Source organism: Azospirillum sp., assembly GCF_035628975.1.
Classification (GTDB): domain Bacteria; phylum Pseudomonadota; class Alphaproteobacteria; order Azospirillales; family Azospirillaceae; genus Azospirillum.
Window position 1 is genome coordinate 1 of record NZ_DASPIS010000018.1, and the last position, 4761, is coordinate 4761.

Below are 4761 nucleotides of genomic sequence, written 5' to 3' on the forward strand. Positions count from 1 at the left end.
GGCTCGTCGCCCGGCATGGACACCGCACACCGGCTCAGGTGCGCGCTGACCAACTTCGGGTTGATCGATCGCCCGTAGCCGAGCTAGCCTTAGCCGCCTGAACAAGCCCAGCGGGGTGTCTCAAATCCGGGCCGCGGTTCAAGCTCGAAGCCAGCCCGACCATACATCGCGCGCTTGATCGCCTTCAGCCGGTTGACTTGGCCCTCGACCTGCCCGCTGCTCCACGGCTCGCTCAGGGCGGCGCGCACCGCATCCTCGTCGCGGCGGATCCCGGCAGCGAACGGTGACAGCGCGCTGACCTCTGCCTCGCGCAACCAGCCATCGAATGGGTCAGGCACCTTGCCCTTCACCATCTCGCAGAAGCGGGTGATGAGATCGGCGGCCGTCGCAATCGACGGCGAGCGCTCCCGCAACGCCTGGACAAAGCGGCGGTCCTCGTCGGTCAACCTGTCAGGATCGCCGGCCAGGAGCTGCACCGCACGCCGGGGTGTCGGAGGCTCGGACTGCTTCGCCGACACCGGCTTATCGGAGGTCCCCCTCGGTTCGGCGGGCGGATCCTGCCGCCGGCGCCGGGTTCCCCAATCCCGCACGACGCTGTACTGTCCGGGAAACCCGCGCTCCTGGAGTTCCCGCCACAGCGCTGCGGCGTTCCGGCAACCCGCCTGCCAGCGATCCTCCAGATAACCATGGTACGGATTGAGGATGCTGGTGCCGCGGTCGGCATGCTGCCAAGTCGGGGCATGGCCGGCGCGCAGCCAACGGCGCACCGTTTTGCGCTCCACACCGAGCGACCGGGCAACCGCCCGGGTGGACAGGCCCTGGTCGCGCAAGCGAACCGCTTCCGCATAGCGGGCGTCACGGCGCTCCTGAGCCGCTTGCGCCCGCCGTTCTGTGCTGCGCAGCCGCCGCTCCGGTTCGGCGGCGACCGGCTGGGGAGCTTCACTCATTTCCCCCGGCGGCTCCGATGGCGCGCTCGCCATCCGAGCGGCGGCTCGGAGGTCACGATGATGATGCTCCAGAACAGAGCGAAGGGCATCGCTGGCGTTGCGCAGCAGATGCCATCTGTCGGTGATCTGGAGGGCGTCCGGCGCCCCACGCGCCGTCCCCTCGGCATAGGCGCCGGCGCGGTCGCGCACGACGACGGTGACGCTGGGGTGGGCTGCCAACCACGTTGCCAGTGTGTCGGCGCTGCGGTCGGGCAGCAGGTCGATGACGCGCCGGCGCTCGAGGTCGCACAGGATCGTTCCGTACCGGTGACCCTTGCGCCAGGCCCAATCGTCCACCCCGAGAACCGTCACTGGAGCGACCGCCATGGCGATGCCGACGCGCACCCTGTGCCCCAGCGTCGTCCGGCTGATCGGCACGCCCATGGCCCTGGCATGACGCGACCCTGGGTTGCCGCCGAGCGCCAGACCAATGGTCCGGTGCACGGCCCGCAGCCGGTCGGTTTGGCGCGCCCGCGGGCGGGCGACGCCGGGCAAGGGTTCGGCAAAGGTGCGGCGCGGACACGTGGCATTGGAGCAGCGGAAGCGCCGGACGCGGATCAGCAGCACGGTGGGGCGTCCGAAGCACGCCACATCACCAAGGCTGCGCCAGTAGGCGCCGTGAACGCGGCGTGAGGGTGTGCCGCAGCCGGTGCAGGACACCGACGCTGCAGCCGGCTGTGCACGTACGGTGATCCGATAGAAGCTATGATCGATCTGATCCAGGACTTGAAGATTGGGCAGAAAGCCGATCGACGACAGAGAGATGTTCAAGGGCACAACCATGATGAAGGAGGGTTCTTTCCTTCCATATGGCCTCCCTGGCCCGCGAAAGAACTTGCGTCTTCCACCGGATGTTCAGAGCTTCCTACTCAACCTCTGCTTGGTCACGCAAAACTTGGAAGAGCCCAACTTTGCTCGCTGAAACACAGATCCGGACAGCGGTGACATCCTGGCTGCGGAACTGACCACCACCGAGGACGGCGACGCCTCCCAGGTCGGCCCCTTGCTCGACCAGATCCCCGGCCCAGTCAACGCGGTGCTGGCGGACGGCGCGTATGATGGAGAGCCCGTCTACCGTGCCATTTCCGACCGGCACCCCACTGCCGCGGTGATCATCCCGCCCCGCGTCACGGCTGTGCCGGGCCAGAAGGCCGACACCACTCCCACTCAGCGCGACCACCACATCCAGCAGATCGCCGAGAAGGGCCGAATGACCTGGCAGGCGGCGACCGGCTATGGAAAGCGCGCCCTCGTGGAAACCGCTTTCTTCCGCTACAAGGTTCTCATCGGACGGAGCCTCCGGGCCAGGAGTCTGCCCGCTCAGAAGATCGAGGCCCGGATCGCCTGCGCCGTTCTTAATCGGATGACCAGCCTCGGAATGCCGGTCTCACGCAAACTCGCCTGAAACCCGAGAGATAGCGGGAGTTTGCCCGCAGTCCGATTTATGCAACAACGCCGTGGGGCGCGGGTGATGAATAGGCTGGGGGAGGGGTGAAGGCCAACTGCGAGGGGGAACCACTGGATTTTAGCTTTTTGCCGCTATACCTTGGGGACGCCTTCCCCCACTAAACTCAACTGAAATGCCAATTCGTGAACATCCGCCTATCGGCACGGTTCTGCTCTGCGACTTCGACCAAGGTTTCAGAGAGCCGGAAATGGTCAAGCGCCGGCCGGTCATCGTCATCAGTCCAAAGATTTCAGTTCGCGCCGGGCTTTGCACGGTGGTGGCTCTCAGCACCACCGAGCCTGCGCCAAATATGGCTTACCATTGCCAGATCACTCTCGATCCTCCATTACCGGATCCTTGGGGAGATAAGGCGCGCTGGGTGAAGGGCGACATGGTGTGCGCCGTAGGCTTCCACCGCCTTGATTTTCCTCGGCTTGGTAAGGACCAGGGTGGCAAACGGCTGTATCGCTATGACCCTATATCAGCGGCGGATTTGCGCCGTGTGCGGCACTGCGTTCTCTGTTCATTGGGGCTAGCCGGATTGACAAAGCACCTGCCCTGAGTCACATTTCCAGTGTGAGCGGCGCTGCCCTCGGGCATCCGCGACTAAGACCCTACCAAGGGCGGCCGTGCAATGGGGTGAAGGCAAACTCCGCACGGCGTCGAGCTATAAGGCCCCGCTTCGGCGGGGCCTTTGCCATTTCAGGCCCGCCCGCCACCCGGCCGGCGGGCTTTCTTGTGCCTGCACCCTCGAGGCCACAAAAGATTAGGGTGGTGTACTGCGGTGGGGCCTGACTGTATACTCGCTCTACCTCAAAAGCCAACAGGTCATTGGATTGGTCGACACGTTGCAGTTTTCTTATAGGTTTCATTGGTGCCAAGAGAGAATTTTCTCGACCTCCACACCTCCAGGGCAGGTTCTCTTTTGGCTTGGCGCCGCCTGGCAGCAGCTCTGTTGCTATGATCGGGGGCGTGTTTCCTCCCTGTAAACTGCCCGCCTCGCTCCCTCGAGGCGGGCATTCTTTTGCGGGCGGACGCTACGAAAGGGCCGGCGCCCGTATGGCTGTGGGCGATTGCCCCGCGCCAAGCTTACCTCCAAAGCCAATGGGGCGTTGGAGTGGCCCGTTCATTCCGATGCCGATGTAAACTGCTCCGTCGCAAGAAGGGAGCCTCGACCCGCCCTCAGCTCCCGTGGAGGGCGGGTTTCTTTTGCCTAGGCCAGCGTGTTGCATTGAGGCGAGGAGGGCAAGAGATCGCCCCATCGTCACCTCTGATCAGGCGACGCGGACGGAGTTCGGGCGTACGAGGTCGAGCATGCGGTTGAGCACGGCGGCGCCGATGGCGATCTCGGTGGCCTGCGCCTGGTCGGTATGGAAGCGCAGCGCCGGTCCGAGGACCTGCTTCCAGCAACCGATCTGTCCCTCGACCCTCGCCCTCTGATTGTAGCCATTGCTCCGCTGCCAAGCCATCCGCCCGGTCTCGGCGATCACCTGGATGTAGCGGTCGCGCTGGGTGGGCGCGGTCGTGGCCGTCTCGCTGAGCACAGCATCGGCCCGGGGCGGCACGACCACGGCCGCTTCGGCATGGCGCTCGTGCACGGCGGCATAGACGCCCACGCGGTCGTAGGCACCGTCACCGGTGAGCGCCGCCACCAGACTTTGGTGCGCAAATAGGCGTGCCGGCGGAGTCCTCGCCAGGGCAGAGGTAATCAGGCGACCTTTCGGGTGACTGGCATGCCCAAGCTGGTCATGAGGTTCATGACCTTGCAGCCGATGGCCGCTTCGACTTTCTGCGCGGGCAGAGTCCGAGCGCGGAGGCTGCGTCCGATGAGAACCTTGTACCTCAGGATCGCCACCTCAACCAGCGATCTGCGGCCGTACTGGACCGCGCGCTGCCAGCCAAGCCGCCCGCGCTCCTTGATCGTCTGGATGTGGCGGTCGCGCCGGGTGGGGGCGGTCTCGGCGCTGTCGCTCACCACCGCAGTGGCGCGCGGCGGGATGATCACCTCGGCATCCGGCGCACGCTCGGCAACGGCGCAGTAGATGGGTTCGCCGTCGTACGCGCCGTCAGTCAGGACCGCATTGATCGGGCGGGTGATCTGATCGAGCAACGGCCTGACCAGCGAGGCGTCGCCGTCTTCGTTGCCCGTCAGCTCCGAGGCCAGGATCTCCCCGGTGTCGTGGCTGACGGCCAGGTGCAGCTTGCGCCAGGTCCGGCGCGCTTTGCCGCCATGCTTCTCCAGGTGCCACTCGCCACCCCCGAACACCTTCAACCCAGTGGAGTCGATGATCACGGTGACTGGCCCATCCGTCGCCGCCAGGGCCGACG

General features: G+C 65.6%; 4 protein-coding genes and 1 pseudogene. 2 read left to right on the forward strand and 3 right to left on the reverse strand.

The window, feature by feature from the left end; genetic code table 11:
* Window positions 1–89: 89 nt before the first annotated feature.
* The gene (locus VD964_RS03620; protein WP_324865667.1) at window positions 90–1769 is read right to left on the reverse strand and encodes an ISL3 family transposase; all 1680 of its coding nucleotides are present in this window, start codon (window positions 1767–1769) and stop codon (window positions 90–92) included.
* A 145-nt stretch (window positions 1770–1914) separates the two neighbouring features.
* On the opposite strand from VD964_RS03620, the pseudogene VD964_RS03625 reads away from it, so the two are divergent.
* A pseudogene (locus tag VD964_RS03625) lies at window positions 1915–2391 on the forward strand (transposase); the annotation flags it as partial.
* Between the two features lie 175 nt (window positions 2392–2566).
* On the forward strand, window positions 2567–2995 hold the full coding sequence (locus tag VD964_RS03630) for a type II toxin-antitoxin system PemK/MazF family toxin (RefSeq protein WP_324865669.1): 429 nt from the start codon (window positions 2567–2569) through the stop codon (window positions 2993–2995).
* A 712-nt stretch (window positions 2996–3707) separates the two neighbouring features.
* On the opposite strand, the gene VD964_RS03635 is transcribed toward VD964_RS03630, so the two are convergent.
* Window positions 3708–4085: a transposase gene (locus VD964_RS03635; RefSeq protein WP_324865671.1), complete on the reverse strand. Its 378-nt coding sequence runs from the start codon at window positions 4083–4085 to the stop codon at window positions 3708–3710.
* Between the two features lie 56 nt (window positions 4086–4141).
* A partial coding sequence (locus tag VD964_RS03640; RefSeq protein WP_324865673.1) for an IS5 family transposase occupies window positions 4142–4761 on the reverse strand: 620 nt, incomplete at its 5' end.

Excerpts from the sequence above, each read along its gene's own strand:
- VD964_RS03630 (WP_324865669.1), top strand. The coding sequence starts at position 2,567 with ATGCCAATTCGTGAACATCCGCCTATCGGCACGGTTCTGCTCTGCGAC.
- VD964_RS03620 (WP_324865667.1), bottom strand. The coding sequence starts at position 1,769 with ATGGTTGTGCCCTTGAACATCTCTCTGTCGTCGATCGGCTTTCTGCCC.